Raw genomic sequence first — 24779 nt, 5'->3', positions numbered from 1 at the left:
TGTCATCCGTTTGAGCGCAATTTGTTCTCCGAGATCAGGCGGGTGCCTGTCGATTGGTGGCAAGTGGCTAGATAAATCAGGCCTTCTGCGGTGTTTTATGTGCCACGCGGTGCTCTGGCCTCGCTACGTCTGAAGTCTGTGAGGCAAGTGGCCTTAGCACAATATTATCCCATTTCGATCATATCTCTGGCGGGTTCGACAGCGATAAGGGCCTTCAGTTTGGCGTGAAGTGCGCCAGTTTTGTTGTGAGGTGCGTTCCATGCCAGTCAGTCAGGTTTATTTTTACAGCTGGAGTGATATCGGGTTTGCCGCAGGGACCACAGGCTGGGTTGGAGCAAACACCACGAACACGGTGACAGGTGCGCCGCAGGTTATGCATATCTCTGATGATGATGCGGTTTTTCAGGAAGCCACCGGCTACACCACAAACAGTGCGGACACTGGTACAGGTCAGACACTTGACCAACCCATAACAATTGACGGAAGCACCTCGTTTGTGGCGGGCACGACCGTTTTGAGCCAAGCGTCAACAACAGTTGTCAACTCCACCACGAGCCAAATAGGTCAGGCTTATGTTGTCTCCATTGATGGCGGGACGACACAATACGGGTTTGTTTCGACAATCCCGTTAGAGGTCGGCGATTCTATTTCATTGGGCACTTGGGATTATGCGAATGATGCGGTGAGCTATGCCTCGCTCTATGCGCCATCTCCGCTTGATTACATCGTTGAAGGTACGGGTGGAGACGATGTTATCGACGGCTCCTATGTGGGTGACCCTGACGGCGACCGGATCGACAATAGCGACCACTCGGACGGTTCAAATGCCGATTCTGTTTATGGGGGTGCAGGCAATGATAGCATTGTAGCAGGTCTTGGGGATGACACGGTGTTTGGGGCTGATGGCTCGGACACGATTCTGGGCGGAGATGGCAACGATACTCTGGATGGTGATGATGGTGCTCCTCTAGGTGCGGCTGATTCCATCAATGGCGGTGCGGGCAATGACCAGATCATCGGGGATTATGGCAATGACACACTTATTGGTGGCGTGGGGGATGACACTGTCTACGCCGGAGATGACGATGACGTTGTCTACGGTGATGGGGGCGCTGACCAGCTGTTTGGCCAAGCAGGCGATGATTCGCTCGAGGGAGGCGGCGGTGACGACACGATTTATGGCGGCCTGGGCAACGACACTATCGATGTTGGGGTTGGTGCTGACATTGCCTACGGTGAGGCGGGAAATGACTATCTGATCGATGGTTCGACAGGGAATGTGGCTGCAACGCTGTTTGGTGGCGATGGAGATGATACCCTGCTGTCTGGCACGGGCGACTCCAACGCACTTTATGATGGCGGCGCGGGCAATGACCTGCTGCAAGATCGTGGTGGCAGCACGGGCAACCAGACATGGCTGGCGGGCGGAGGCAATGACACCGTTGAAGCCGCTGGCGGGGCTGACACCATCGATGGTGGCGCAGGGGATGACAGCATCGACGGCGGCACAGGTGACGACAGTATCGACAGCGGCACAGGTGACGACAGTATCGACGGCGGCGACGGCGATGACAGTATACTTGGCGACCTTGGCAACGACGTAATTCTTGCGGGGGCTGGCGACGACACTGTGCGCGGCGGAATTGGCGATGACACCATCATCGGTGGCAGCGGCAATGACGAGATTTACGGTAACGAAGATGACGACAGCATCGTTGGCGACCTTGGCGACGATACGGTTTATGGCGAGACAGGCGATGACTTTGTCTCTGGCGGCGCTGGCAACGATAGCCTTGAAGGCAATGAAGGTGCAGACACGATCATTGGCGGCACGGGTGACGACTGGATCCGCGGCAGTTTTGGCAACGACAGCATCGAAGGCAATGAGGGCGACGACTACCTTTGGGGCGGCTATGGCGACGATACAATCGTGTTTGCCGATAACTTCGGTGACGACACCGTAGAGGGCGAAGAGGCCGACGAGACCGACGGCGACACAATTGATCTGAGTGCAGTCACCTCTGACCTGACGCTTGATCTGACCTCTGCCAACCCTGAGGCAGGCACATTTACCGACGGCACCGACACCGTGAGCTTTGTCGAGATCGAGAACATTGTTCTGGGCGGCGGCGCGGACACGCTTGTGCTTGGCACGGGCGGGGGCGACGACCGCGTGGAAGGCTTCACCATTCCGACCGAGAGCGGTGGTGTCTATACGGGCGTAGACCGTCTGGATGTGAGCACCTTGCTCGACACCAACGGTGCGCCTGTGAACACCGATGATGTAACCATCACCAGTGATGCGAACGGCGATGCTGTGCTCGGCTTCCCCAGCGGTGAGAGCCTGACGCTTGTGGGTGTGACGGTGGCAAGCATCAACAGCCCCGCTATTCTGGAAGCCATGGGCATTCCGCAGCCGAACTATGTTGTGGACGGTACGGGTGGCGCAGACCAGATTGACGGAACCTATATCACGGACCCGGATGGTGATGTGATTGACGGGCTGGACAACGCAGCTGGCACCAATGCCGACAGCGTGGCTGCGGGCGCGGGTGATGATACTGTGCTCAGCTATGTGGGCAATGACACCATTGATGCTGGCGCAGGCAATGACACCGTTGATGCAGGTGATGGCGATGATGTTGTTCTGGGCGGCGCGGGCGATGACACGTTGCAAGGCTGGTTTGGCGACGACAGCCTTGAGGGCGGTGCAGGCGATGACAGCCTCATCGGCTTTTTGGGCGATGATACCCTTGCTGGTGGCACAGGTGACGACAGTATCGAAGGCGGTGACGATGAAGATCTGATCGTTCTAGAAAACGGGTTTGGCGACGACACCATTGATGGTGGCGATGGCGGCTTGAGCGACTTTGACACGCTGGATGCCAGCGCGGTTACCGAAAACCTCACGCTTGATCTGAGTGCGCAGGGAGCTGCCAACCCTGAATCGGGCACGCTTACCAGCGACGTTGCACCCATAGCGCCACCGGGCCAGCATTATGTGCGGGTGTTTGAGCCCAATGATCCAAGCTCGATTGTAGGCTTTGGAGTTTATCCGCAGGGTAGTATCGACTTCTCGGATGGGACATTTCACTGGGTCCTGGTCGATGACAACGACTCTGTTTTGACAGACAGTCAGGGAGGACTATGGCCGCAAGATGCCACCCAGTCGCTTGCGACGGATCTTGACGGGTTGGGCATTGTTGGCAGCAATATCGGCTCGCCTGGTTTATCCACGCACACCGATGGTAACGGCAACAGCTTTCAGGCGGGCTGGCTTCAGACATATGGTGCTGGTGCTGGCACAGTACCGGCGCAGACATATCTCATCATTTCGGACGCTGCCGGGGGCGACCCTGTCGGGAGTTCAACATTCACTGGTTCAAACAACGCCTTGGCCGATTTCAACTATTCGAGCTTTACGCCAAGCGGCGATCAAGCAGAATTCAATGACATCGAAACTGTGCTACTTGGTAGTGGGGATGATACGGTTCTTGGTTCGTCCGGGGATGACAGTGTCTCGACAGGCGCTGGTGCGGATACGGTCGACGGCGGCGCAGGCAATGACAGCTTTGATGTCGGTGCAGGCGATGGAGACGTGGACACTGTTGTGCTGGAAGACGGTGACGGCGATGATACGATCACCGGCTTTGAGGCTCCAACTCCCCTAGGCGGCGGCGCCTTTACACCGCAGGACCAAATCGACGTAAGCGGGCTGACAGACGCGGACGGCAACCCTGTGAATGTGCTCGACGTGACAATCACCGACACCAACGGTGACGGCACGGGCGACGCGATCCTGAGCTTCCCCAATGGCGAGAGCATTACGCTGGTCGGCGTCGACCCTGCAGGCATCGACAGCTATAGCGCGCTTGTGGCGCTTGGTATTCCAGGCACAGACGAGATTGTCAGTGGCACGGCAGGCAGCGATGTCATCGGTGCCAGCTATACGGGTGATCCTGACGGCGACATGATCGACGGGTTGGACAACGCGGCTGGAAACAACGACGACTCCGTGGATGCGGGCGCGGGGAATGACTCGGTCTACTCAGGCGCGGGTGATGATACTGTTGATGGTGGCACAGGAGACGACTTGCTCCAAACGGGTCTCGGCGACGACTATATCATCGGTGGCGCAGGCAACGACACCATCAACTCGCAGAGCGGCCAAGACACTGTTTACGCCGGTGACGGGGATGATGTCGTCGGGGCGTCTATTGGCGGAGATTACGTTGATGGCGGCGCTGGCAACGACTCCATTGATGGCGGTGGCGGTGCCGACGTTATATCTGGTGATGCTGGGAACGATGTGATCACCGTGAACGAGAACGATACGGCCACGGGTGGCGACGGTGATGACTACTTTGAAGTTTCACCGGGCTTCGAGACAGGCGTCGGCTCGATCAGCATTACCGGCGGCGAAGGCGGCGAGACGCTTGGGGATACGCTCGACTTTAACGGGCTGATCGGCTTTGGCGATGTGACTTACACCAATGCCGATCCCGGTGTGGGCGGGGGCCTCACAGGTTTTGCCACGCTGGGCGATGGCACGGTTGTCAACTTTACCGAGATCGAGAATGTCATCATCTGCTTCACGGAGGGCACACGGATTGCCACGCCACGTGGTGTACGCGAGATCGAGGATCTGGAAGTCGGTGATCTGGTTGTCACCCGCGACCACGGGCTGCAGCCGATCCGCTGGGTGGGCAAACGCACTGTGCCTGCGCGTGGCGCGCTTGCGCCCATCCGATTTGATGCAAACGTCATGGGCAACGAACGCCCGCTCTATGTTTCGCCGCAGCACAGAATGCTGGTTCAGGGCTATGAGGCTTCGTTGCTCTTCGGGGAAAGTGAAGTGCTGGCGAGCGCCAAGCATCTCGTCAACGGTTCGAGTGTAACGGAGGTGCATGGCGGAGAAGTGACCTATGTGCACATCATGTTTGATCAGCACGAGATTATCTATGCCGAAGGGGCAGCAAGCGAGAGCTTCTATCCGGGCGGCACAGGGCTTGACGCTGTTGAAGCGGAGGCGCGGGAAGAACTGTTTACCATCTTCCCGGAGTTGCGCAGCCATGAGGGCGCGTATGGCGACACGGCCCGTCTCTGTTTGAAAGCCCACGAGAGCCGCCTGCTCCGGCTCGGCTGATCTGACGATCTGTGAGATCAGCAAAAAGGCCGCCCCTTTGCCTCGGGGCGGCCTCCCTATTTGTTTAAAAAGCCAAGGCTTACTTGAAGCGCTTGATCTCGCCTGATTTGAGGCGTGCCACGTAGCTGTTCAGCTCGCGCTTCACGATTGGCATCAGGAAGTAGAGACCAAAGATGTTGACCACAGCCATGGCAAAGATTGCCGCATCGGAGAAGTCGATGACAGGTCCGAGGCTGGCGGACGCACCGATTACGATGAAGACGCAGAAGATCGCCTTGAAGGTCATTTCTTTGCTTTTGCCTTCCCCGAAGAGGTAGGTCCAGGCCTTGAGGCCGTAGTAAGACCAGCTGATCATGGTTGAGAAAGCAAAGAGGATCACCGCAAGCGCCAGAACATACTGGAAGCCGCCAAAGGCAGAGGAGAAGGCCGCCGACGTGAGCGCCACGCCTTTGTTGCCATCAACCGTCTGGATTGTGCTTGCGCCTTCGTCCAGGAGGTACATGCCTGTGTTCGGATCGGCGACGAGCTGGCCTGAGATGATGATCACAAGAGCTGTCATGGTGCAGATCACGACTGTGTCGATGAATGGCTCAAGCAGTGAAACATAGCCTTCGGTGATCGGCTCTTTTGTTTTCACCGCTGAGTGGGCAATGGCGGCTGAACCGACACCCGCTTCGTTGGAGAACGCCGCACGCTTGAAGCCTTGGATGAGTGCACCCACCATGCCACCGGCAACACCGAGGCCTGTGAAGGCACCTGCGAAAATCTGGCCAAAGGCCCAGCCGATTTTGTCATAGTTTATCAGGATGATCACCAATGCGGTGAGGACGTAGAGAATGCCCATGAAAGGAACGACTTTCTCTGTCACTTTGGCGATGGATTGCAAGCCACCCATGATCACGAGGCCCACGATGACCGCGAAAATCACGCCAGTGATCACACCCGGGAAGTCGCCGACGACATTGGCGATTTGCGCGTGAGCCTGGTTGGCCTGGAACATGTTGCCACCGCCAAGAGCCCCGAGGATACAGAAGATCGAGAACAACACGGCGAGGACTTTACCCCCTGGCAGGCCACGCTCGGCGAAGCCTTTGGTGAGGTAATACATCGGGCCACCCGAGACGGTGCCATCGGCGTATTCGTTGCGATACTTCACACCCAAGGTACATTCGGTGAACTTTGAGGCCATGCCGAGAAGGCCTGCAAGGATCATCCAGAAGGTTGCGCCTGGCCCGCCGATCCCGACAGCAACGGCAACACCCGCGATGTTGCCGAGGCCGACTGTGCCCGAGAGCGCTGTGGCGAGCGCCTGAAAGTGGCTGACTTCGCCTGCATCGTTCGGGTCAGAGTAGTCGCCCTTCACCAGCGAGATCGAGTGGCGGAAGGCTGTGAACTGCACAAACCCGAAGTAGAGTGTGAAGACCGTGGCCGCCACGACAAGCCACATGACAATCCATGGAAAAGTCGTGCCGGGAAACGGGCTGAAGATGAGGTTGACGAACCAGCCTGTTGAGCTGGCAAAGATGCTGTTGACCGTTTCGTCAAAGCTTTGGGCGGCTGCGGCAGCGGGCGTAAGGGCCAGCGCTGCGGCGGAAGCCGCGAAACGTGTTGGTGTTTTCATTATAGTGTCCCTTATTCTTTTTATGGCACGATCACGACAGGCACAGGCGCAGCTTGCGCCAGTGTGCCAGCCACAGACCCGAACAGGCGGCTTGAAAGGCCCGAATGGCCCGTGCGCCCGATCACCACCATGGCCGCGCTTTCTTCTTTTGCGATGTCGATCAGAACTTCGGCGATGTTGCCATATTTGAGCGCTGTCTTAACCTCAAGCCCTTGGTCGGCGAGCTTTTTGACGAGAGGAGTCAGCACGGCTTCTTCCGCGCGGATCAACTCTTCCCGACGGCGCTTTGTGCGCTCTTCGACCTCTTGTTTGGTAAGGAATGAATATGGCGACCATTCCAGTACGTGAGCAACCACAAGCGACCCACCCGCCGCTTTGGCCTGCGCAACTGCAAAGGCCAGAGCCTTGTCAGAATCGCTACTTCCGTCGTAACCGACGACTATCTTTTGGGACATTTTGCCCTCCCTATTTTGTACTTTGCCCTCTTTCGGACAGTTTTAGTCTAACTGTCCGGACATCGGAAAGGTTCCTGTTTTTCTTGCGTGTTCGGAAATTTTCATAAAAAATAGCAAAATACGAGTTTGTATCAGGAAAATTTACGATGGATGCACTGGATAGGTCGATTCTTTCCGTTTTGCAGAAGACGGGTGATATCTCAATGGCGCAGTTGTCGGAAAAGGTGGGGCTCTCGCTCTCCGCGTGCCACAGGCGGGTGAAGCTTTTGGAGAGTAGCGGGAAGATCTCGAACTACGAAGCGCGGCTCAATCGCAAGGCGATCGGCTTGGCGCTTCAGGTCTTTATCGAGGTGAAGCTCTACAGCCAGCAGACCGAGAGCATTGTGGCCTTTGAAGCCGCGATCAAGGATATGCCGGAAGTGCTGGAGTGCCATCTGATTTCGGGCGAGTTTGACTACCTGATGCGGCTCGCTGTCCGCGATACCGAGGCCTATGAAGACCTCTACCGCAACCGCCTGTCGCTGATCCCTTCGGTGTCGCAGATGAAAACGCTGATCAGTCTTTCGACGGTCAAGGAATTTGGCGGATTTTACCTTGGTTAGATGTCTTTGCGGGCGTTGAGCGCGGCGGTGATGGTGCCGTCATCCAGGTAATCAAGCTCGCCGCCAATGGGCACGCCTTGGGCCAGAGAAGTGAGGCGCACGCGGCCTTCCAGCTGGTCGGCGATGTAATGCGCCGTTGTCTGGCCATCGACGGTGGCGCCAACCGCCAGGATCACCTCGGTGACGCCTTCGCTCTCAAGCCGTGTGACGAGCTGGGGGATGCGCAGGTCTTCGGGGCCGATACTGTCGAGGGCGGAGAGCGTTCCGCCGAGCACATGGTAGCGCCCTTTGAAGACGCCGCTGCGCTCCATGGCCCAGAGGTCGGCCACATCTTCGACCACGCAGATTTCGCCATTGGCGCGTTTGTTGGAGCTGCATATATCGCAGATATCAGCGGTTCCGATGTTGCCGCAACGCAGGCATTCACGCGCTGTTGCTGCGACTGTTTGCATGAGGTCGGCCAGCGGCGTGAGCTGGAGCGCGCGCTTGCGGATGAGGTGCAGCACGGCGCGGCGGGCGGAACGCGGGCCGAGGCCCGGCAGCTTGGCCATCAGCTCGATGAGCGCGTCGATATCACGGGTGGAGTTGCTCATGCGGGGCTTTCACTTGGGGCAAGGCCGGGGGGCCAGCCCCCCAGACCCCCGGGATATTTTTGGCAAAAAGAAAGAGCGGGAGGTGTTAGAACGGGAGTTTCATATCTTTTGGAAGGCCGAGGCTTTCGGTGATGCGCGCCATTTCTTCCTGGGCTTTTTCGTTGGCCTTGGCCTGAGCGTCTTTGATCGCGGCCAGGATCAGGTCTTCGACGACTTCTTTCTCATCGGGATTGAAGATCGACGGGTCGATGTCGAGGCCTTTCAACTCGCCCTTGGCAGAGCATGTTGCAGTGACAAGGCCAGCGCCACTCTGGCCTGTGACCATCATGTTGTGCAGCTCGTCTTGCAGCTCTTCCATTTGCTTTTGCATGGCTTGCGCTTTTTTCATCATGCCTGCCATATCGCCAAGCTGGCCCAGTCCTTTAAGCATTGTCGTCTCCTTGAAGGTCGTTGTTGTCTTTAGATAGGCGGCATTGCTGCGCGGGGCAAGCTACCAGCCGAATTCGGAATATTGGGTGCCGTGCGCGATGTGTTCAAGCGCCGCGCGGATGTAGGGGATGGTGAGATCAGGGAGCGCGTTGCGCGGCTGCCATGTGAGGGCGGCGCATTTTTCGGGTTCCATGTTTTGGGGTGTGCCGATGGGGGCCTCTGTTGTGAAGAAGAGAGAGACGCGCTCTGTGTCGGAATTGCGGTGCATGATGTGGGTAAGATGCAGCGCTTCGGGTGCAAGTGTCAGGCCTGCTTCTTCCTCGGCTTCCCGCGCCATGGCCTCGCGAAAGGTTTCACCTGCATCGACATGGCCGGCCACCAGCCCCCAGTGGCCATCCATGAAGCCTGTGTTCTGGCGCAAAAGCATCAGCAGTTCGCCCTCCCGCTCGAGCACGAGGTGTGCCTCGACAAAGAATGTGTCGCGCGTATCGGCCACGTCAGAGTCTCTTTTCGCGGCGGGCGGTGTAGATAACAGCGGCGAAGCAGAGGGCTGCAGAGGCCGCGATAAAGAGCGTGGGTTGGGCTTCGCAGCCTTCGGCGATGCGGGCGCTGCGCTGGCCTGTTGCATCTGGCCAGATGATCATCGAGATGAAAAAAGACCAGAGCAGCGCGACAATGGCTGTGCCCATAGCGTGGCGGAAGAGAATGGCGACGGCGAGCGCGCCAAGGAGGAAGAGGGGAATGGGCGACTGGAACAGCCCAACCGCTTCGTCGAGGAGGGTGACGGGTGTGCCGTCCCACTCGGGGCGGTCTGTGTCGCAGACGTCTGCCAGCGCCGGGCTGGCCAGCAGGGTTGTTGCAACAGTGAGGGTCAGTCTTCCTCGAAAGGATCCCATTCGTCTTCCACTTCTGGCAGGGCTTCTGACTGAGCTTCGGCGGCGATATCGGCTTCGCTGCGGATGCTCAGGATTTTGGCGGTTGGAAAGGCGTCGAACACGGCAGACACGAGGGGGTGGGCGCGGGCCTCTGCCTCTTTGGCGCGCTCGCCAGCTGTGCGGCGTTCTTCAATGGTTTCGGCGCCGTCTTCATTGACCAGCGTGATGGCCCAGCGGTTGCCCGTCCAGCCCTGAAGGCGCTGGCCGAGGCGGTTGGCCAGATCGGAGGGGGCCTTGGGGCTTGGCTCGAAGGTGATGCGCCCCGGCTGATAGGCCACAAGGCGCACACCTGCTTCGACATCCATCAAGAGTTTGCCATCACGGTTTGCGCGGATGAGCTCGACCACATGGTCAAATGTCGGGTAGCGCGAGAGGGCTTCAAGCGGGTCTTGCGCAAGTGCGGTTGCGCCGCCTGCCGAGCCTGTGCCGGCCGCGCTTGCGCGCGCGACGGCTTGGGCACCTTGGCTCATCGAGCTGCCAGCACTTGCACCGCCGCCACCGCCGCCGCCTGAGGGCGGGGTGCTGGGCGGGGGTGTCTCGCCGAGCTTTTTGACCAGCTCGTCAGGTGTGGGCAGATCGGCAACATGGGTCATGCGGATGATCGCCATTTCGGCCGCCATCATGGCGTTTGGCGCATGGGCGACTTCTTCGAGCGACTTGAGCAACATTTGCCACATCCGCGCCAGAACACGCAGGCCCAGCCCCTCGGCGTAGCCCTGGCCACGGGCGCGCTCGTCGGGGCCGATGGTGGGGTCGTTGGCGGCGTCAGGCGTGATTTTGACAACAGAGACCCAATGGGTCAGCTCGGCCAGATCGCGCAGAACGGCCATCGGGTCGGCTCCGTCGGCATATTGCGCAGAAAGCTCGGTGAGAGCGCCTGAGGCGTCGCCCTTCATGACCATCTCAAATAAATCCATCACGCGGCCACGGTCGGCGAGGCCGAGCATGGCGCGGACCTGACCGGCGGTTGTTTCGCCTGCGCCGTGGCTGATGGCCTGATCAAGCAGAGACGTTGCATCGCGTGCGGAGCCTTCGGCCGCGCGGGTGATGAGCGCGAGGGCGTCATCGGCTATCTCGGCTTGCTCGCTGTCGGCAATGCGGCGCAGCATCGAGATCATGTCTTCGGGCTCGATACGGCGCAAATCAAAGCGCTGGCAGCGCGACAGCACCGTGACGGGGACTTTGCGGATCTCTGTGGTTGCGAAGATAAACTTCACATGTGCGGGCGGCTCTTCCAGTGTTTTCAAGAGCGCGTTGAAGGCCGAGGTGGACAGCATGTGCACCTCATCGATGATGTAGATTTTGTAGCGCGCAGAGGCGGCGCGATAGGCGACAGAGTCAATGATCTCGCGGATGTCATTGACGCCTGTCCGAGAGGCGGCGTCCATTTCCATCACATCGACGTGGCGGCCTTCCATGATGGCGGTGCAGTGCTCGCAGACGCCGCAAGGCTCGGTTGTGGGTGTGCCTGTGCCGTCGGGGCCGATGCAGTTCATACCTTTGGCGATGATGCGGGCGGTCGTGGTTTTGCCAGTGCCTCGGATGCCTGTCATGATGAAGGCTTGGGCGATACGGTCTGCTGCAAAGGCGTTTTTGAGCGTGCGCACCATGGCGTCCTGGCCGACAAGATCGACAAAGGTTTCAGGGCGGTATTTGCGCGCGAGAACCTGATACGCTGTATTGGGAGTGTCGCTCATTGTATGCCTTGCTGGATTCGAAGCTACGCGAAGGTAGCTGCCTGCGCGGGTGAGGTCTAGCGCTTGTCGGAGATAATCGCTGCGCCACCGCGTGTGCGAGTGCTTGGCAGGGGCGGAAAAATGAGCCAGTCTGGGCCGAGTTGGGGGAGTTGGGCATGAAGACGCAGCTGCGCATGATCACACGAGAGCCAAGCGGGGCGGGGTTGAACCGCGTGCAAACGCCTAGAGGCGTATCGCGATGAGCGTGCTTGAGCTTGCGGCGCTTTCGGTCGGGGACGGGACGTTGGCCATTGCGTCGCTGCCCGGACGTGGGGGCGACCTAAAGGGGGATATGGCGCAATTTGGCGATTTCAAGCCCAGTCTCGTCCTGACGATGGTGACTGAGGCCGAACTTCTGGAGGTGGGGGCGCCTATTTTTGGAACCGATATTCAGGCTCTTGGCAGCCGTTGGGTTCATCTGCCTGTGGGCGATTATGGTGTGCCTGACGCGGCAACCGCGGCCAAATGGGCTGACGCCAGCCAGAGTGCGCGTGCCGCATTGGCCGGTGGTGGGCGCGTGATTGTGCATTGCAAGGGCGGGTGCGGGCGCTCGGGGATGGCTGCGTTGCGGCTCATGATTGAAGCGGGCGAGGCGGCAGATATGGCGTTGAAGCGGCTTCGGGCCGTGCGGCCCTGCGCGGTTGAGACCGCAGAGCAGCTGAGATGGGCGACAGAGCCTGATCGGCGCGCTTGATTCGGCAAATTTGACTGGCGGTAGAAAAGTTGTTTATGTAACCAAAAGGTGTGTTTGCCAGCAGAGAGCTGAAAAACCCCTTGTTTTAGTCAACTTAGGCCAGCGCCGTTTAATTTGGTAAAGTAATGTTACCAATCGCACGAAATTTTCGTTGTATTCTACAGGGAGTTGCTTAGTAATTGGCACTGGAGGGGACCCAGCGAAGACTGGGGCTGTTCATAAATATACCATATCGAACGTGGAGGATGAATATGGATCGTCGTAAATTTCTTAAAGGTGCTGCTATTGGTGCCGGTGCAACGGCACTCGCCGCGCCTGCCCTTGCCCAAGGTGGCAAGCAGCTGACAATCGTATCGACATGGCCGCGGGACTTCCCGGGTCTCGGCATGTCAGCACAACGCCTTGCCGCTCGCATTGCCGAAATCGGCGATGGTGCGTTCAACGTTGAATATTTCGCTGCTGGTGAGCGCGTTGGTGCGTTTGACGCATTTGACGAAGTCACATCAGGCAACAGCCAAGCTTACATCGGCCCAGACTACTACTGGACAGGTAAGCACCCAGCATTCGCATATTTCACGGCTGTGCCTTTCGGCATGAACGTGGCCGAGCGCAACGCTTGGATCGGTTTCGGTGGCGGTCAAGAGCTTTGGGACGAGATCTCAGGCGAGTTTGGCCTGAAAGCGTTCCAGTGCGGCCCAACAGGTACGCAAGCTGGCGGTTGGTTCAACAAAGAGATGGAAAGCCCTGACGACTTTAAAGGTCTGAAGATGCGTATTCCGGGCCTCGGCGGCCAGGCTCTGAGCAAAATGGGCGCTTCAACAGTGTCGCTTCCAGGTAGCCAGATTTATGAAAACCTTGTTTCAGGTGCGGTTGACGCGACTGAGTGGGTTGGCCCGTATAACGACTACTTCATGAAGTTCTATGAAGCTGCCAAGTACTACTACACTGGCGGCATGCACGAGCCGAGTGCGTCTATCGCATTTGGTATGAACAAAGCATGGTTCGACGGCCTGACAGACCACGAGAAACTTCTCATTGAAGTTGCTTGTGCCGAAGAGCACGCCAAAGCCCACCAAGAGTCGATCGCGAAGAACGGTGAGTACCTCGCCAAGCTCGTCAACGACCACGGTGTTGAAGTGCGTGAATTCAACGAAGACATCTGGGATGCCTTCGGTGATGCGGCCGCAGAAGTGTTTGCAGATACACGGGCGCACTCGCCTTTGGCTGCGAAGATTGATGACAGCTTCCAGGCTGCGCTGCGCAACTACGGCACATACCTGCACAACTTTGACGGCACGTTTGTCCGTCAGCGGGACCGCGTTCTCGGCATCAGCTAAGCTGAACTTACCAAAACTGAAACGGGGCCTCATGGCCCCGTTTCGCTCACACAGACACAGTTTTCGCGGCCTTGTGTGCTTCGGGCCAGATGCCCTTGAAGCCGAGGCTGTCATCGGGAGGCGGATACACACATGGCTTTTGCAGCTGATCTTTCGCGAACAGGTGGGGCACCGGCCCTTTTTGCGCGCGGTTTTGCCTGGGGTATGCTGGGGTTCCTCGCCGCTTTCCTTGTAAATAACGTGCTTAACATCGGTTGGGGTGTGCCAAACCTTGCCGATATGCTTGCGGGCCGCGCAGGTACACAGCTCTGGATGCCGCTTCTGATCCTTGCGTTGGGTGTAGGGGCGGGCATTGCCTACGTAATGGGGTCTCGCGAGACGTCTCTGCGCTGGGATGCTATGAAAATCAACGGATTTAACAGCTATATTATTCGGGCCTGCTTCTGGATCGTCTTGCTGACGGGGATCGTGGATGCGACCGTTGCTTTGACGCGCGTTGAAGGTTTCTTCTCAACGATCCTGACGCCAGAGATGATCAACAACATCGCACGGTCGCAATTTGTCGGTCCAATGATCCACTTGCCGCTTGTTGTGCTGGGCGCGTTGATTGCGCTGTGGCACCGCGGCCTCGGGTTTCATTGGCTTGCGCTGCTGATTGTTTCGGCTGAACTCTTGATCGTGATCTCCCGCTTTGTTTTCTCTTACGAGCAGGCGCTGATGAGTGACCTTGTGCGCTACTGGTATGCAGCACTTTTCTTGTTTGCGAGCGCCTACACGCTGTTTGATGACGGGCACGTCCGCGTGGATGTCTTCTATGCGGGCTTCGGGCGCACCAAAAAAGGCTTCGTGAATGCTTGGGGCTGTATCTTGTTGGGCATGATGACCACATGGGTCATTATCTGGATTGGTCTTGGGAGCAAAACATCCATCATCAACGCACCCATCCTGAACCTTGAAATCACCCAGTCTGGCCCAACGGGCCTCTACATCAAATATCAGATGGCGGCCTTTCTCGGCATCTTCGCCATTACAATGCTCATTCAGTTTGTGAGCTATTTTCTTGAATCGGTGGCTGACAAGCGCGACGAGCCGGGACACCGCACCGTCACACCAACAGGCCACTGAGGAGCGACACCTATGGAACTATTCTTTCTTGCCGTTCTGGTCATCACAATGGCCGGCGCACTTGGTTCGGGCTTTCCCGTGGCCTTCGCACTGCCCGGTGCTGCGATCATCTCGATCTCGTTGGCCGGTATCACGGGTTTAATTTTTGCAGGTGATGCGTCAGCTTATTTCCACTCCGGTGACCCACAGCAGTGGCTGTCGGCGGGGGTAACCAACCTCAGGGGGGTTTTCTGGGAGGTTGAGCGAGATACGCTGATTGCGATTCCGCTGTTTATTTTCATGGGCATTATGCTTCAGCGCTCAAAGATCGCGGAAGACCTGCTTGTGACCATGGCGCAGCTGTTTGGCCCTGTGCCAGGTGGTCTGGGGATTTCTGTTGTTTTCGTTGGCGCGCTTCTGGCGGCGACAACGGGTATTGTTGGCGCGACGGTTGTTGCGATGGGGCTTATCAGCTTGCCGGCGATGCTGCGTAACAACTACTCGCCCTCTCTTGCCACGGGCACGATTGCGGCATCAGGCACATTGGGCCAGATTATTCCGCCCTCTATTGTTCTGATCATTCTGGCTGACCAGCTCGCCAGTGCAACCGACCAAGCCAGCACGGCGCGTAAAGCCCTGCACAAGGCGTCGACAGGCGAAATCTCGATGCCGTCGAACTTTGATGTTTCGTCCACGTCGGCGGGCGAAATGTTCCTCGGTGCGTTTGTACCGGGTATTCTGCTTGTTCTGATCTATATGGCATACATTCTGATCTATGCGTTCCTCAAGCCTTCTGCTGCGCCTGCGGTAAAGGTTGAAGGCAAGTTTGACAGCGCCTTCTGGGGCACTGTTGCGCTGACGCTTATTCCGCCGCTCACGCTGATTTTCTTGGTCCTTGGGTCTATCATCGCAGGTGTTGCGACTGTGAACCAAGCGGGTGCGATTGGCGCGGCTGGCGCTATGATTATGGCGGGCTATCGCCTCTATGAAGGGCCGAACAAGAAGATGACGTTTGTGCCGGCGATCCTTGCGCTGCTGGCACTCGGGTCTTTGGCTTATGTGATCAGCAATTACGAAATGAACCTGAAGTCGGTCGATACCGCAGAAGACCAGTTTGGAATCATGCTCGGTGTGATTGCATCGGTTGTTATGATTGTGGCTGTGGTCTGGAGCGGTTGGCGTGTGTTTAAAACACATGGCACGCTGGATGGTGTGATGATGGAAACGGCGAAGACGACGTCGCTTGTGTTTATCATTCTGTTGGGCGCTGCGATGCTCACATCGGCCTTCCGTGCCTTCGGGGGCGAAGAGCTTGTGCGCGAGTTCCTTAATTCGCTGCCGGGTGGGTTCTGGACACAGTTCCTGATCGTTATGTTGGTGATCTTTGTGCTCGGTTTCTTTCTCGACTTTATCGAGATCGCTGTTGTTGTTGTGCCGATTGTTGCGCCAATTCTTCTGGCTGACCCAAGCGCAAACATCACTGCGGTTTGGCTGGGCGTCATGATTGGTCTGAACATTCAGACCAGCTTCCTGACACCGCCATTTGGGTTTGCCTTGTTCTATCTGCGCGGCGTTGCGCCAGCGACAGTGAAGACTATGGCAATGTATAAGGGTGTGATTGCCTTTATCAGTTTGCAGCTGATGGCTTTGGCTGTGGTCGGGTTCTACCCGCCGCTTGTAAACTACCTGCCAAACCGTGTGTCTTTCCTTTCGGACAATGCTCCGCCCCCGCGGAACCCCAAGTTGCAATACTGCCTTGAGGAATATGTGGGCGGCCAAGATACCGGTGCGAGCTCTGCTGTCATGGTGGCGATCACGAAAGCACAGGGGCTTGACCTGAGTGCGCTGCCACAAAGCATGGCAAAAGACCTTGCCGAAGGGTTCAGCGCTGCGTCTGAAGCTTTTGTGAGCCTTGATGAAGCTTTCGCGATGGAGCAGGCCGTTGAAGAGGCTGCAGTGGTTTACCGCCCCAAGCAAATCATTGTGCGCAAGATCGAAAAAGAGATCCGCAAGCTTGAAGAAGAGGCCGATGACATTCGTATCATCGCGGGCCGTATGAGAGACGAGTCTCTCGCGCCGCGCCGCGAACGTCTTGAAGCCAAGCGTGAAGCTATGCTGGCTGAGGCCGAGGTTCTGAGAGCCGAGATCCCTGCCACATGGGAGCCTGTGCACGACGAGTTTGCAGCACTGACGACCGCCGAGCAGAAAGCCCGTTCGATGTATCAGCGCCATGCTGACACATCATGGGAAGCTGCAATGGAAGCCGTTCAGACGTTGCGGGCCAATGATGCGTTTATGGTTCTTGAAGACGAGCTGCGTGCCCTGCGGGGTTATATCGAAACCGTTGCCGAGACAGACGAGGCGGCTGAAGACACTGTGAAAGCGTTGGAAGACAAGTTCTCTGATGTCGAGGGCGCTGGCGATGTCAGGTCGGCTCTGGGTAAGGCGCGTCGCGATATGCGGGTCAACAAATTTGACCGCGAAGCCGCTTTGGAAGAGTACGATGAAGCGCTTGCCGAGTATGAAACGCAGAAAATCTGGCGCGCTGAGGCTGTTGGCCTTGTGCCCGAGCTTGAAGCCTATCTCGATGGCATCCGCTCGACGCTTGGCCTGCGAAGCCAGGACGGGCTGAGCCGTGACGCAGCTTTGTTCATGGCGTCTTGCAGCTCCAAGCACCGCGATATCTCGCTGAACTTCTGATCAGCCTGATAACCAAGTTAAAGCCGCCGCCCGCGCAAGTGGGCGGCGGTTTCTTTTTGTGCGGTCTGCGTTAATGTTGCCTCAACAGAGAGGGAGGCTGAGATGGCTGTATTGAGCGGTGTGACAATCCTTGAGGTCGAGGGGCTTGGCCCTGCGCCTTTTGCGGGGATGCTTCTGGCGGATATGGGGGCTGAAGTGATTGTGGTGCACCGCAAGGGCGGCAAGCCTGCCCCGGGGATGCCTGCGCGCTCGGTGCTGGACCGTGGCAAGCGCTCGATTGAGTTGAACCTGAAGGACGAGGCGGACAAAGCTGTCTTTTTCAAACTTGTCGCGCGCGCGGATGCGCTCATCGAGGGCTTTCGCCCGGGCGTCATGGAGCGCCTTGGCCTTGGGCCTGAGCCTTGCCATGCGATCAATCCTGCGCTTGTTTTCGGACGTATGACAGGTTGGGGCCAGACCGGTCCGCTGGCGCATGCGGCGGGGCATGATCTGAACTACATCGCGATGTCAGGCGCGCTCTGGTATGCGGGCGCACCCGACACCGCGCCTATGCCACCTGCGACACTTGTAGGCGACGTTGGCGGCGGCGCCATGTATCTTGTCACGGGGATTTTGGCTGGAATCTTGCAGGCCCGTACGAGCGGGAAAGGCACTGTGGTCGATGCGGCGATCTATGATGGCTCAGCTCATATGATGAACCTTCTCATGGCGCTGCGTCAGACTGGCGGGATGCCTGAAGAGCGAGGCCAAGGGCTATTGGACGGGCCTCACTGGAGCCGCACCTATCGGTGCGCTTGCGGTGGCTTTGTTTCGGTGCAGAGCCTGGAGCCACAGTTTTATGCGGAGTTCTTGCAGCTGATGGGCCTTCAGGAGGATGCAGCCTTCCAGAAGCAATATGAGAAAGCGCTTTGGCCCGAATTAACACAACGGCTGGCTGAACTCTTTCTGGGGCAGACCCGGGATGCTTGGGCGGCTGTCTTTCTGGGGCGCGATGCTTGTGCGGCCCCCGTCTTGTCACCTGACGAGGCTGCGCACCACGAGATGAACGCGGCGCGGGGGACTTGGAGAGAGGTTGACGGTGTCTTGCAAGCCGCGCCAGCGCCACGGTTTGAGGGAAGTGGCCCGTGGCAGCCAACCCTACCGCCAGAGCGGGGGGCAGACAGTGCAGCTATTCTGGCAGAACTTGGCGGCTAGGCCTGGTTCAATGTGACAGCGTCACCTCTGTGCGCTCGGTGCTCCAACCATCTCTGGAGCAACGTGCGCGCACCCAGATTTTCTTTGTGCCGTCGGCTATCATCACGTTGCGCAGCGACCGTGTGAAGGGCTGTTCCTCGACATGCGGGTGCATCAGCTCGCGAAAGGCAATCTGGTTGCCGGCTTCGTCCAGAAGCTCCCAGCCGTCTGCGAAGTGCTCCCAGCCGGTGTCGGGGTGCGTCACGGTGACATCAATGCGCCAGCCCATGCCTGCGCGTGTGGCTTCGACCTTGGTGATCGTGGGCTGATCAGCGAGTGTGGCTGTGCCTGCGGCGAGGGCAATGAAGAGAACGAGATGTTTAATCATGATTGCTAGGTAGCATTGGGGCTGTGAAGTTTCACGACACATTTTTGTGTGATTATGCGAGGAAATACCGCAGGATTGAAGGAATCGTTTGAGTTTTATCGCAATTGGTAATATTCTTTTACCAATTTAGGAGATGCCATATGCAAATGCCTGCCCCTGACCCCGTCATCCTTGCAAAGAAGGCCAAGCTGACAGAGCGGCTGGTCGCTGTGCTTGGTAAGGAAGGGGTGATTTCCGAGGATATCGCGCTGAAGGCCTATGAGTGCGACGCACTCACCGCCTATCGCTGCCCTCCGATGTTGGCCGTGTTGCCGCGGAGCACCCAAGACGTGTCAAAGGCTTTGCGGATCTGTCATGAAATGAACGTGCCTGTCGTGCCGCGGGGCTCGGGCACTTCGCTTGCAGGTGGGGCCATGCCGACGGCGGACAGCGTTATTTTGGGTGTCAGCCGCATGACTGACGTGTTGGAAACCGATTATGACAGTCGCATCATTCGCGTGCAGTCAGGCCGAACAAATCTGGCTGTGACAGGTGCCGTGGAAAGTGAGAATTTCTTTTATGCGCCTGATCCGTCAAGCCAGCTGGCCTGTGCAATTGCAGGCAATGTCGCCATGAATTCGGGCGGCGCACATTGTTTGAAATACGGTGTGACAACCAACAATCTCATGGGCGTCACCATGGTGATGATGGATGGCGAAATCGTTGAAATCGGCGGCTCTCACCTCGATGCAGGCGGGCTTGATTTGCTTGGCCTCATTTGTGGAAGTGAAGGGCAGCTCGGCGTCGTCACCGAGGCGACGCTACGGATATTGCATAAGCCTGAAGGTGCGCGGCCTGTTCTGATCGGGTTTGATAGCAACGAGGTGGCGGGGGCCTGTGTCTCTGACATTATTCGCGCAGGGATTTTGCCTGTCGCGATCGAGTTCATGGACCGTATGTTGATTGGGGTTTGTGACGACTATTCTGGCGCAGGCTACCCTGACTGCGAGGCGCTTCTGATCGTGGAAGTGGAAGGCAGCGAGGCCGAGATTGAGCATCAGCTGGGCCTCATCCACGATATTGCAAAACGCCATAACCCTGTCGAGTTTCGCAAAGCGACCGATGCAGCCGAGGCCGGGCGGATCTGGGCGGGGCGTAAAGCGGCCTTCTCGGCGATTGGTAAGGTCAGTGACTATATGTGCCTTGATGGCACGATCCCTGTGAGCCAGCTTCCCTATGTGCTTAAGCGCATTGGCGAGATGAGCCTGAAATACGGGCTGGCTGTGGGCAATGTCTTTCATGCGGGCGACGGCAATATGCACCCGCTGATTTTGTATGATGCGAACAAGCCAGGTGACCTGGAAATCTGTGAAGCGTTTGGCGCAGAGGTTCTGAAGCTCTGCGTTGAGGTCGGAGGCTGCCTGACGGGCGAGCATGGTGTGGGCATCGAAAAGCGTGATCTGATGCTAGACCAATTTGCGCCAGATGATCTTGATATGCAGATGGCTGTGAAAGATGTGTTTGATCCAAAATGGCTTTTGAACCCTGCCAAAGTGTTCCCGCTGGCGTCCAGCGCGGCACGGCGTATAGCGGCGGAGTAAGCCCATGGACTTAAGACCGAAGACTGAGGCCGAGCTGGCCGAAATGGTGGCTGGGCTACAAGCCCCTGTGCGGCTTCAGGGCGGTGGCACACGTGCGATCGGGCAAGTGGCTGCTGACGATGTGCTGACCCTTTCTGGCATCAGTGGCGTGGTGGATTACGAACCAGGTGCTTTGACGCTGGTGGCCAAGGCGGGCACGCCGCTTGGCGAGATCGAAGCCCTCTTGGCTGCAGAAAACCAGCGCCTCTCTTTCGAGCCGATGGATCATCGCGTTTTGCTAGGCACTCAAGGGGAACCGACGATTGGCGGCGTTGTGGCTGCCAACGTGAGCGGACCGCGGCGGATTTCTGTGGGGGCTTGTCGTGACTTTGCGCTTGGTGTGCGGTTTGTCGACGGGCTGGGCCGTGTGCTCAAGAACGGTGGCCGTGTTATGAAGAATGTGACGGGCTATGACCTTGTAAAGCTGATGGCGGGGAGTTGGGGCACTTTGGGGGCGATGACGGAAATCAGCCTGAAAGTGATGCCTTGCCCTGAAGTAGAAGCAACCTTGGCTCTGCATGTCAGCGCGCCTGAACAGGCTGTTGCAGCGATGTCGGCTGCGCTCGGCTCGCCCTATGAGGTGACAGGGGCGGCGCAGAGCGGATCTGTTTATCTGCGCATCGAGGGGTTTGCGCCGTCTGTGGCCTACCGTTTGGAGGCTTTGGAGGCACGTCTGCGCCGCTTTGGCGATATAGAGCGGATCGAGGCTGCTGCGTCAGCAAAACTCTGGCAAGATATTCGCGACGTCAGGTCTTTTGCCAAGCATGACTTTGTCACCCGCGTGTCGCTTCGCCCGACCGAGATGCCAGTGTTTTTGGCCAAAGCACAAGCTGATCACAGCTTCGAGACGCTGCTGGATTGGGGTGGCGGCTTGGCTTGGCTTGCATCGGATAAAGACGCGCTTGGCGGGTTTGCCCAAGCCTATTGTGCTGCCCATGGTGGCCATGCAACGCGGATCAAAGACGCTTTTGAGGCCTGCGCCTTTCAGCCAGAAGCCGCACCTGTTGCGCGCTTGAGCCAAGGGGTACGACAGCGGTTTGATCCTAAGGGGTTGTTCAATCCAGAGCTGATGGCGCGCGGATGATGTATTGGGCCGCATATTTCACTGTCGTTGTGGGTGGCCCGCTCCTTATGCTGCTGCTGACGCGAGGTGTGGTATCACAGCTGAGCTTTGTGCTGGGCGCAAGTATTGTGGCCGCTCTTATAGCTGCAGCACTGTTTTCAAATTCTGCGCCAGGTCTTGAGACCTTGGTGATGGTCTGGTTGGCTTGGGTTGGAACAGTTTCTTTATGTGTTCGCGCAGTGATGCGGTGGATTGAGACGAAACGGGGCCTTGCCCTGACAAAGGCGCTTGGCGCGATGGCCTGTGTGATCCCTTGGATCGGGCTGGCGGCGGCAGATTGGATGACAGGTTAATGCAAACGAATTTCACTCCTGAGCAACTCAAAGACAGCGGCACCGCGCGCGCCAACGAAATTTTGCGCAACTGTGTGCACTGTGGGTTTTGTACGGCCACCTGCCCGACCTATCAGATTTTGGGTGACGAGCTGGACGGGCCACGCGGACGAATCTACCAGATCAAGGACATGATCGAAAACGACCGTGTGCCTGATAAGAAGACGGTGATGCACATTGACCGTTGTCTGAGCTGCCTTGCCTGTATGACAACCTGCCCCAGCGGTGTGCATTACATGCACCTTGTTGACCATGCGCGCGAGTACATCGAAAACAATTACAAGCGCCCTTTGACAGACCGCGCCTTGCGTTGGGTGCTGGCAAAGATCTTGCCTTACCCCATGCGATTTCGTGTGGCGCTTTTGGGAGCCAAGATCGCGAAGCCATTCAAGGCGCTTGTTCCTGATGCGCGGCTGCGTGCGATGCTGGAAATGGCGCCAAAAGAAATCCCGCCTGTCAGCCGCAATGATGACCCGCAGACATTTGCGCCCACGGGTGAGAAGAAGATGCGTGTCGCGCTCATGACGGGCTGCGCACAGAAAGCACTCAACACAGATATCAACGATGCCACCATACGTCTTTTGCGCCGCTTTGGGTGTGAAGTTGTCATTGCCGAGGGCGCGGGCTGTTGTGGGGCGCTTACCCACCACATGGGCAAAACATCTGAGAGCCATGCGACAGCTGAAAAGAACATCGATGCCTGGACGGCTGAAGCCGACGGCAGCGGGTTGGACAGCATTGTGATCAACACCTCGGGTTGCGGCACGACCGTGAAGGATTATGGCCATATGTTCCGGGATAGCGGAAAGGCTGTGGCGGCTGCAAAGGTTGCTGATTTGGCGCAAGACGTAAGCGAGCTTCTGATGAAACTCGACATTCCCGAAGGGGCGGCCAAAGGCATTCGGGTGGCTTATCATGCGGCCTGTTCCTTGCAGCATGGCCAGCAGATCAAGACCTTCCCGAAAGATCTGCTCAAGCGGGTCGGGTTTGAGGTTGTTGAACCCGCAGACAGCCACCTATGTTGTGGATCAGCCGGGACGTACAACCTTATGCAGCCGAAGATTTCGAAAGAGCTCAAGCGCCGCAAGGTCGATACTTTGGAAGCTAAAAACCCAGATATCATAGCCGCTGGAAACATCGGCTGTATGATGCAGATCGGGGGCGGAACTGGTGTTCCTGTCGTGCATACCGTAGAATTGCTGGACTGGGCGACGGGCGGGCCAAAGCCGCGCGCGCTGGTAGAGTAACGATTGGGCCAAGGCGCAACGCCCTAATTTTGCCATAAGTTTTCGCTACCTCGGACCACCTGACCTGGATAGGGGCGTCTAACCTGATGCTGCGTGCTTTTCTTTTTGCTCTTCTTGCGGCGCTGGTGGCGACACCTGTTGGTGCTGAGGCCACAGGCCTCAAGCGGCTGGATACGGGCGACGACAGCCGCGGCTGGGAGGCTGTCGGACGGCTGAATATTGATGGCAAAGGCTTTTGCACGGGGGCTTTGATCGCGCCTGATCTCGTGCTGACAGCGGCGCATTGTCTTTACAGCTCTCGCACCAAAAAGCGGATTGACCACGGCCAGATCGAATTTCTGGCTGGGTGGCGCAACGGTCGGGCCTCGGCCTACCGTATGGTGCGGCGCGCTGTTGTTCATCCAGAGTATAACTTCACAAGTGATGTGACAGCGGATCGTGTGCGCAATGATGTGGCTCTTCTTGAGTTGCACCACCCTATTCGCAACACCACGATTGTCCCTTTTGCGACGGATGTACGCCCTGCCAAGGGCGATGAAATCGGGGTTGTGTCCTATGCGCTTGACCGTGCCGAAGCGCCGAGCTTGCAAGAAGTTTGCGGGGTGCTTGCCCGCCAGCAGGGTGTTCTGGTGACCTCGTGCAATGTTGATTTCGGTTCTTCTGGCGCGCCGATCTTCAGCTTCCGCAACGGGACACCGAGGATTGTCTCGGTTGTTTCGGCCAAGGCTGAAGTTGAGGGGCTGCCCGTCTCTCTGGGCACCCAGCTTGAGACCCCTCTGGCGCTTTTGCGCGCCGAACTGGCCGCAGGCGGAGGTGTATTCCAAGACAAGGGGCCGAGGGTAAACCGCATTGGTGTGACCGAGACCCGCCGCGATACAGGCGCGAAGTTTATCAAAAACTGAGCTTGGACGGCCCCTCTTGAAAGCCGGAAAATCATCCCCAAATTTTATGATGTAGAGCGCCACTTCCGGGCTCTGCTGATTTGGCCTGTCCTGTTGAGGAAGGCCGTTACCTTGGAATCGCTCATTGGAGGATACCCTATGCGAAACTTTGATTTGACCCCCCTTTATCGTGCAACTGTCGGCTTTGACCAGATCGCTGATATGATGGACCGCGCCTTGTCTCATGATGTCGGGCAGGCGAGCTATCCGCCGTATAACATCGAGAAGACAGCCGATGATGCCTATCGTATCTCTATTGCTGTGGCAGGATTTGCCGAGGCTGACCTGACAGTCGAGGTGAAAGAGCATGCGCTTGTCGTTTCGGCCAAGAAGGCTGAAGACGAAGCACCGCGCACCTTCTTACATCGCGGAATTGCGACCCGAGCCTTTGAGCGCCGCTTCCAGCTGGCGCAGCATGTGCGTGTGACGGGTGCAAGCCACGCGGATGGAATGCTACACATTGATCTGGTGCAAGAAGTACCCGAGGCGCTGAAGCCACGCCGCATTGAGATTGCGTCTTCACCTGCGCAAGAGGCTGACGTGTTTGACGGCCAAACCGTGAATTAACACACCCAGATAAAGAAAGGGCGCCGGTTTTGATGCC

At 57.7% G+C, this 24779-nt stretch carries 21 protein-coding genes; 13 read left to right on the top strand and 8 right to left on the bottom strand.

Features of this window, described 5'->3' with window-relative positions:
• Positions 1–259 precede the first annotated feature (259 nt).
• On the top strand, positions 260–5146 hold the full coding sequence (locus ACTG3X_RS09985; RefSeq protein WP_439111123.1) for a Hint domain-containing protein: 4887 nt from the start codon (positions 260–262) through the stop codon (positions 5144–5146).
• Positions 5147–5225: 79 nt separating this feature from the next.
• On the opposite strand, the gene ACTG3X_RS09980 is transcribed toward ACTG3X_RS09985, so the two are convergent.
• A complete protein-coding gene (locus ACTG3X_RS09980) occupies positions 5226–6767 on the bottom strand; it encodes an alanine/glycine:cation symporter family protein (protein WP_439111122.1) in 1542 nt (513 codons plus the stop codon).
• A 20-nt stretch (positions 6768–6787) separates the two neighbouring features.
• Complete coding sequence (locus ACTG3X_RS09975) at positions 6788–7222, bottom strand: universal stress protein (protein ID WP_439111121.1); 435 nt, start codon at positions 7220–7222, stop codon at positions 6788–6790.
• A gap of 146 nt (positions 7223–7368) precedes the next feature.
• Here ACTG3X_RS09975 and ACTG3X_RS09970 point away from each other — a divergent pair, with 146 nt between their 5' ends.
• Positions 7369–7824 carry an Lrp/AsnC family transcriptional regulator gene (locus ACTG3X_RS09970; protein ID WP_439111120.1) on the top strand — a complete coding sequence of 152 codons (456 nt, stop codon included), beginning with the start codon at positions 7369–7371 and terminating at the stop codon, positions 7822–7824.
• On the opposite strand, the gene recR is transcribed toward ACTG3X_RS09970, so the two are convergent.
• From recR to ACTG3X_RS09945, 5 genes are all read right to left on the bottom strand, one after another.
• Positions 7821–8417 carry a recombination mediator RecR gene (recR, locus tag ACTG3X_RS09965; protein WP_439111119.1) on the bottom strand — a complete coding sequence of 199 codons (597 nt, stop codon included), beginning with the start codon at positions 8415–8417 and terminating at the stop codon, positions 7821–7823. The two genes, ACTG3X_RS09970 and recR, sit on opposite strands and share 4 nt — an antisense overlap.
• 85 nt (positions 8418–8502) lie before the next feature.
• Positions 8503–8847, bottom strand: a complete 345-nt coding sequence (locus tag ACTG3X_RS09960; protein ID WP_439111118.1) for a YbaB/EbfC family nucleoid-associated protein — start codon at positions 8845–8847, stop codon at positions 8503–8505.
• 60 nt (positions 8848–8907) lie between these two features.
• Positions 8908–9342: an NUDIX hydrolase gene (locus tag ACTG3X_RS09955; protein ID WP_439111117.1), complete on the bottom strand. Its 435-nt coding sequence runs from the start codon at positions 9340–9342 to the stop codon at positions 8908–8910.
• 1 nt (position 9343) lies between these two features.
• Entirely contained in the window at positions 9344–9742 is a 399-nt protein-coding gene (locus ACTG3X_RS09950) for a hypothetical protein (RefSeq protein WP_439111116.1), read from the bottom strand.
• A complete protein-coding gene (locus ACTG3X_RS09945) occupies positions 9718–11478 on the bottom strand; it encodes a DNA polymerase III subunit gamma/tau (RefSeq protein ID WP_439111115.1) in 1761 nt (586 codons plus the stop codon). Before ACTG3X_RS09945 ends, ACTG3X_RS09950 begins: the two co-directional genes overlap by 25 nt.
• A gap of 238 nt (positions 11479–11716) precedes the next feature.
• On the opposite strand from ACTG3X_RS09945, the gene ACTG3X_RS09940 reads away from it, so the two are divergent.
• The 5 genes from ACTG3X_RS09940 (at position 11717) to ACTG3X_RS09920 (ending at position 18546) form a co-directional block, all read left to right on the top strand.
• Positions 11717–12211 carry a protein-tyrosine phosphatase family protein gene (locus tag ACTG3X_RS09940; protein ID WP_439111114.1) on the top strand — a complete coding sequence of 165 codons (495 nt, stop codon included), beginning with the start codon at positions 11717–11719 and terminating at the stop codon, positions 12209–12211.
• Positions 12212–12462: 251 nt separating this feature from the next.
• The gene (locus ACTG3X_RS09935) at positions 12463–13548 is read left to right on the top strand and encodes a TRAP transporter substrate-binding protein (protein WP_439111113.1); all 1086 of its coding nucleotides are present in this window, start codon (positions 12463–12465) and stop codon (positions 13546–13548) included.
• A gap of 132 nt (positions 13549–13680) precedes the next feature.
• Positions 13681–14673 carry a TRAP transporter small permease subunit gene (locus ACTG3X_RS09930; RefSeq protein WP_439111112.1) on the top strand — a complete coding sequence of 331 codons (993 nt, stop codon included), beginning with the start codon at positions 13681–13683 and terminating at the stop codon, positions 14671–14673.
• 12 nt (positions 14674–14685) lie between these two features.
• On the top strand, positions 14686–17352 hold the full coding sequence (locus ACTG3X_RS09925; RefSeq protein ID WP_439111111.1) for a TRAP transporter large permease subunit: 2667 nt from the start codon (positions 14686–14688) through the stop codon (positions 17350–17352).
• 102 nt (positions 17353–17454) lie between these two features.
• Positions 17455–18546 (top strand): CaiB/BaiF CoA transferase family protein, encoded by a 1092-nt coding sequence (locus ACTG3X_RS09920; RefSeq protein WP_439111110.1) that lies wholly within the window; start codon positions 17455–17457, stop codon positions 18544–18546.
• A 7-nt stretch (positions 18547–18553) separates the two neighbouring features.
• Here the strand turns inward: ACTG3X_RS09920 and ACTG3X_RS09915 are convergent, their stop codons facing one another.
• A complete protein-coding gene (locus ACTG3X_RS09915; protein WP_439111109.1) occupies positions 18554–18913 on the bottom strand; it encodes a hypothetical protein in 360 nt (119 codons plus the stop codon).
• Between the two features lie 140 nt (positions 18914–19053).
• On the opposite strand from ACTG3X_RS09915, the gene ACTG3X_RS09910 reads away from it, so the two are divergent.
• The 6 genes from ACTG3X_RS09910 to ACTG3X_RS09885 all read left to right on the top strand — a co-directional run bounded on the left by ACTG3X_RS09910 (position 19054) and on the right by ACTG3X_RS09885 (position 24742).
• Complete coding sequence (locus ACTG3X_RS09910; protein ID WP_439111108.1) at positions 19054–20493, top strand: FAD-linked oxidase C-terminal domain-containing protein; 1440 nt, start codon at positions 19054–19056, stop codon at positions 20491–20493.
• A 4-nt stretch (positions 20494–20497) separates the two neighbouring features.
• Positions 20498–21616, top strand: coding sequence for an FAD-binding protein (locus tag ACTG3X_RS09905; protein WP_439111107.1), 1119 nt, complete (start codon positions 20498–20500; stop codon positions 21614–21616).
• Positions 21613–21948: a hypothetical protein gene (locus tag ACTG3X_RS09900; RefSeq protein WP_439111106.1), complete on the top strand. Its 336-nt coding sequence runs from the start codon at positions 21613–21615 to the stop codon at positions 21946–21948. The genes ACTG3X_RS09905 and ACTG3X_RS09900 overlap by 4 nt, the downstream gene beginning before the upstream one ends.
• Positions 21948–23234, top strand: coding sequence for a glycolate oxidase subunit GlcF (gene glcF, locus ACTG3X_RS09895; RefSeq protein ID WP_439111105.1), 1287 nt, complete (start codon positions 21948–21950; stop codon positions 23232–23234). Before ACTG3X_RS09900 ends, glcF begins: the two co-directional genes overlap by 1 nt.
• A gap of 86 nt (positions 23235–23320) precedes the next feature.
• Entirely contained in the window at positions 23321–24136 is an 816-nt protein-coding gene (locus ACTG3X_RS09890; protein ID WP_439111104.1) for a trypsin-like serine peptidase, read from the top strand.
• Between the two features lie 138 nt (positions 24137–24274).
• Positions 24275–24742 (top strand): Hsp20 family protein, encoded by a 468-nt coding sequence (locus ACTG3X_RS09885; protein ID WP_439111103.1) that lies wholly within the window; start codon positions 24275–24277, stop codon positions 24740–24742.
• The last annotated feature ends 37 nt before the right edge of the window (positions 24743–24779 follow it).

The organism is Lentibacter sp. (assembly GCF_965658795.1).
Classification (GTDB): Bacteria; Pseudomonadota; Alphaproteobacteria; order Rhodobacterales; family Rhodobacteraceae; genus Lentibacter.
Note: the sequence above shows the minus strand (reverse complement) of the source record. Positions and strands in the feature narration are given on the sequence as shown.

What these genes read in the sequence shown, in the direction of transcription:
- ACTG3X_RS09985 (WP_439111123.1), top strand. Translation starts at nt 260, where the DNA reads ATGCCAGTCAGTCAGGTTTATTTTTACAGCTGGAGTGATATCGGGTTT.
- ACTG3X_RS09980 (WP_439111122.1), bottom strand. Translation starts at nt 6,767, where the DNA reads ATGAAAACACCAACACGTTTCGCGGCTTCCGCCGCAGCGCTGGCCCTT.
- ACTG3X_RS09975 (WP_439111121.1), bottom strand. Translation starts at nt 7,222, where the DNA reads ATGTCCCAAAAGATAGTCGTCGGTTACGACGGAAGTAGCGATTCTGAC.
- ACTG3X_RS09970 (WP_439111120.1), top strand. Translation starts at nt 7,369, where the DNA reads ATGGATGCACTGGATAGGTCGATTCTTTCCGTTTTGCAGAAGACGGGT.
- recR (WP_439111119.1), bottom strand. Translation starts at nt 8,417, where the DNA reads ATGAGCAACTCCACCCGTGATATCGACGCGCTCATCGAGCTGATGGCC.
- ACTG3X_RS09960 (WP_439111118.1), bottom strand. Translation starts at nt 8,847, where the DNA reads ATGCTTAAAGGACTGGGCCAGCTTGGCGATATGGCAGGCATGATGAAA.
- ACTG3X_RS09950 (WP_439111116.1), bottom strand. Translation starts at nt 9,742, where the DNA reads ATGGGATCCTTTCGAGGAAGACTGACCCTCACTGTTGCAACAACCCTG.
- ACTG3X_RS09945 (WP_439111115.1), bottom strand. Translation starts at nt 11,478, where the DNA reads ATGAGCGACACTCCCAATACAGCGTATCAGGTTCTCGCGCGCAAATAC.
- ACTG3X_RS09940 (WP_439111114.1), top strand. Translation starts at nt 11,717, where the DNA reads ATGAGCGTGCTTGAGCTTGCGGCGCTTTCGGTCGGGGACGGGACGTTG.
- ACTG3X_RS09935 (WP_439111113.1), top strand. Translation starts at nt 12,463, where the DNA reads ATGGATCGTCGTAAATTTCTTAAAGGTGCTGCTATTGGTGCCGGTGCA.
- ACTG3X_RS09930 (WP_439111112.1), top strand. Translation starts at nt 13,681, where the DNA reads ATGGCTTTTGCAGCTGATCTTTCGCGAACAGGTGGGGCACCGGCCCTT.
- ACTG3X_RS09925 (WP_439111111.1), top strand. Translation starts at nt 14,686, where the DNA reads ATGGAACTATTCTTTCTTGCCGTTCTGGTCATCACAATGGCCGGCGCA.
- ACTG3X_RS09920 (WP_439111110.1), top strand. Translation starts at nt 17,455, where the DNA reads ATGGCTGTATTGAGCGGTGTGACAATCCTTGAGGTCGAGGGGCTTGGC.
- ACTG3X_RS09915 (WP_439111109.1), bottom strand. Translation starts at nt 18,913, where the DNA reads ATGATTAAACATCTCGTTCTCTTCATTGCCCTCGCCGCAGGCACAGCC.
- ACTG3X_RS09910 (WP_439111108.1), top strand. Translation starts at nt 19,054, where the DNA reads ATGCAAATGCCTGCCCCTGACCCCGTCATCCTTGCAAAGAAGGCCAAG.
- ACTG3X_RS09905 (WP_439111107.1), top strand. Translation starts at nt 20,498, where the DNA reads ATGGACTTAAGACCGAAGACTGAGGCCGAGCTGGCCGAAATGGTGGCT.
- ACTG3X_RS09900 (WP_439111106.1), top strand. Translation starts at nt 21,613, where the DNA reads ATGATGTATTGGGCCGCATATTTCACTGTCGTTGTGGGTGGCCCGCTC.
- glcF (WP_439111105.1), top strand. Translation starts at nt 21,948, where the DNA reads ATGCAAACGAATTTCACTCCTGAGCAACTCAAAGACAGCGGCACCGCG.
- ACTG3X_RS09890 (WP_439111104.1), top strand. Translation starts at nt 23,321, where the DNA reads ATGCTGCGTGCTTTTCTTTTTGCTCTTCTTGCGGCGCTGGTGGCGACA.
- ACTG3X_RS09885 (WP_439111103.1), top strand. Translation starts at nt 24,275, where the DNA reads ATGCGAAACTTTGATTTGACCCCCCTTTATCGTGCAACTGTCGGCTTT.